Source organism: Streptomyces ziwulingensis (assembly GCF_039542605.1).
GTDB classification, from domain to species: domain Bacteria; phylum Actinomycetota; class Actinomycetes; order Streptomycetales; family Streptomycetaceae; genus Streptomyces; species Streptomyces ziwulingensis.
The window spans coordinates 1-2,989 of the sequence record NZ_BAABIG010000094.1; the positions used below are offsets into that span (position 1 = coordinate 1).

Genomic DNA, 2,989 nt, shown 5'->3' on the forward strand with positions numbered 1-2,989 from the left:
GGGGGTGGTGGCGGCGGATGTGGGTGATCGTGAGGCGGTGGCGGGGGTGCTGGCGTCGGTGGAGGCGGGGCATCCGTTGACGGCTGTGGTGCATGCGGCGGGGGTGTTGGCGGATGGTGTGTTCGGGGGGTTGTCGGGTGCGGGGGTGGAGCGGGTGTTCGGGCCGAAGGTGGATGGGGCCTGGCATCTGCATGAGTTGACGCGGGGGTTGGATCTGGCGGCGTTCGTGGTGTTCTCGTCGGCCGCGGGGGTGTTCGGGAACGCGGGGCAGAGTGCGTACGGTGCGGCGAACGCGTTCTTGGACGCGTTGGCTGTGGTGCGGCGGGGTGAGGGGCTGGCGGGTGTGTCGTTGGCGTGGGGGTTGTGGGAGGAGGTCAGTGGTCTGACGGGGGGTCTTGACGGTCGGGCTCGGGGCCGGCTGGCGCGCAGCGGGTTGCGTGGGTTGTCGACGGGGGAGGCGTTGGCGTTGTTCGACGCCGGCCTGCGGTCGGGGGAGGCGGTGCTGGTGCCGACGGGGCTGGACTGGGGGGCGTTGCGGGCGCAGGCCGCCGCGGGTGACCTCAACCCGTTGCTGCGCACCCTCGTCCGCCCACCCCGCCGCACCACGAACCCGGACACGCCGGCGATCGACGACTCGGCCGGCTTCGTCCGACGGCTCGCCGCACTCTCCCCGAAGAAACAGCACAAGGAACTGCTGGACCTCGTACGCGGCGCCGCGGCCGCCGTTCTCGGCCACGCCTCGAAGGACGACCTGGGCCCGTCGCAGGCGTTCAAGGACAGCGGCTTCGACTCCCTGGGCGCGCTCCAGTTGCGCAACCGGCTGGCCAGGGCCACCGGCACGCGACTGCCCGCCACCCTCACCTTCGACCACCCGACACCGCTCGCCCTCGCCGTCCACCTCAGGTCCGAACTCCTGGCGGAACCGGAACCGGGTCCGGAAACGGGTCCGGAAACGGGATCGCAACCGGAAACGGAATCGGGACCGCGACCGGGCCCGGAACCCGCCTCGGCGACGACCCCGGAACCGGAATCGCCCAGGTCACCGGCCGAGGTGCCGAAAGCCAAGGGCCCGACCATCGCCGACCTCGACGTCGACGGACTCGTGGCCCGCGCCCTGCGCGGCCGCTCGTGACCCCGGCCCGACCTCGGGCCCTCACCCGGCGCTCCCCTCTGGAAGGCTGACATGACGACCACCACCGACGGTACGGACACGGCCGCGGACGACCAGACCGCCAGGCTGGTCGCGGCGCTGCGGGCCGCGTTGCAGGACAATGAGGACCTGGCCGCGCAGAACGCCCGCTTCGAGACCGAGCGGGCCGCCGCGACCGAACCCGTGGCGATCGTCGGCATGGCCTGCCGGCTGCCCGGCGGGGTCGCCTCCCCGGACGACCTGTGGCGCCTGGTCGCCGAAGGCCGTGACGGAGTGGCCGGCTTTCCCGAGGACCGCGGCTGGCCCCTGGACGACCTGTTCGACCCCGATCCCGACCGGACGGGCCGCTCCTACGTCCGCGAGGGCGGCTTCCTGCGGGACGCCGGCGCCTTCGACGCGGAGTTCTTCGGCATCTCACCGCGCGAGGCCCTCGCGATGGACCCGCAGCAGCGGCTGCTCCTGGAGACGTCCTGGGAAGCCCTGGAACACGCGGGCGTCGACCCGGCGGGGCTGCGCGGCACGGACACCGGTGTCTTCTTCGGCGTCATGTACCACGACTACGCCACGGCGCTGAGCACGGTCCCCGAGGGACTGGAGGGCTTCCTCGCCACCGGCAACTCCGGTTCGGTGGCCTCGGGCCGGGTGTCGTACACCCTCGGGCTGGAAGGCCCGGCCCTCACCATCGACACCGCCTGCTCGTCGTCGCTCGTCGCCGTGCACCTCGCCGCGCAGGCGCTGCGCTCCGGAGAGTGCTCACGGGCGCTGGCCGGCGGGGTCGCGGTGATGGCGCAGCCGTCACCGTTCGTTGAGTTCTCCCGGCAGCGCGGCCTCGCCCCCGACGGCCGGTGCAAGGCGTTCGCGGACGCCGCCGACGGCACCGGCTGGGCGGAGGGCGTCGCCGTCCTCCTGCTGGAGCGGCTGTCGGACGCCCAGCGGCTCGGCCACGAGATACTCGCCGTGGTGCGGGGTTCCGCCGTCAACCAGGACGGCGCGTCCAACGGCCTCACCGCACCCAACGGTCCCTCCCAGCAACGGGTCGTCCGAGCCGCACTGGCCGCCGCCCGGCTCGGCCCCGCCGACGTCGACGCGGTCGAGGGACACGGCACCGGCACCACCCTCGGCGACCCCATCGAGGCGCAGGCGCTCATCGCCGCCTACGGCCGCGGCCGGCCCGCCGACCGGCCGCTCTGGCTGGGTTCGCTCAAGTCCAACATCGGGCACACCCAGTCCGCCGCGGGTGCCGCCGGCATCATCAAAATGGTCCAGGCGCTGCGCAACGGCCTGCTGCCCGCCACCCTCCACGTGGACGCGCCGTCCCGGCAGGTCGACTGGTCGGCCGGCACGGTACGCCTGCTGACCGAGGCCCGGCCGTGGCACAACGCCGGCCGGCCCCGCCGGGCCGCCGTGTCCGCCTTCGGCGTCAGCGGCACCAACGCCCACGTCATTCTGGAGGAAGCACCCCCCGCACCCGACACCGGCGGGTCCGCCACCCCGGACGGTAAGACCGGGTCGCCCGGCACCCCGTCGACCGCCGCCGTCGTCTGGCCCGTCTCCGCCGCGTCGGACGCCGCGCTGCGGGCCCACGCCGGACGGCTGCTCGCCTACGCCGACCGTAACGCCCCGGACCCCTCGGCCCTCGGCCGCGCGCTGGCCGAGGGCCGGGCCCGACTGGCCCACCGCGCGGTGGTGGTGGGTCACGACCCGGCGGCACTGCGCAAGGCACTGGGCGCACTCGCCGACGGGGCCGCCCACCCCGCCCTGGTGACCGGCACGGCGGACCTGACCGACCGCGACATCGCCTTCGTGTTTCCGGGTCAGGGTGCGCAGTGGGTGGGGATG

Annotated in this window: 2 protein-coding genes; both read left to right on the top strand. The window is 74.3% G+C overall.

Annotated elements, in window-relative coordinates:
• The coding region (locus ABEB00_RS34410) for a KR domain-containing protein (protein ID WP_345624653.1) at nt 1-1,132 on the top strand (1,132 nt) is incomplete at its 5' end.
• A 129-nt stretch (nt 1,133-1,261) separates the two neighbouring features.
• The coding region (locus ABEB00_RS34415; protein WP_425586624.1) for a type I polyketide synthase at nt 1,262-2,989 on the top strand (1,728 nt) is incomplete at its 3' end.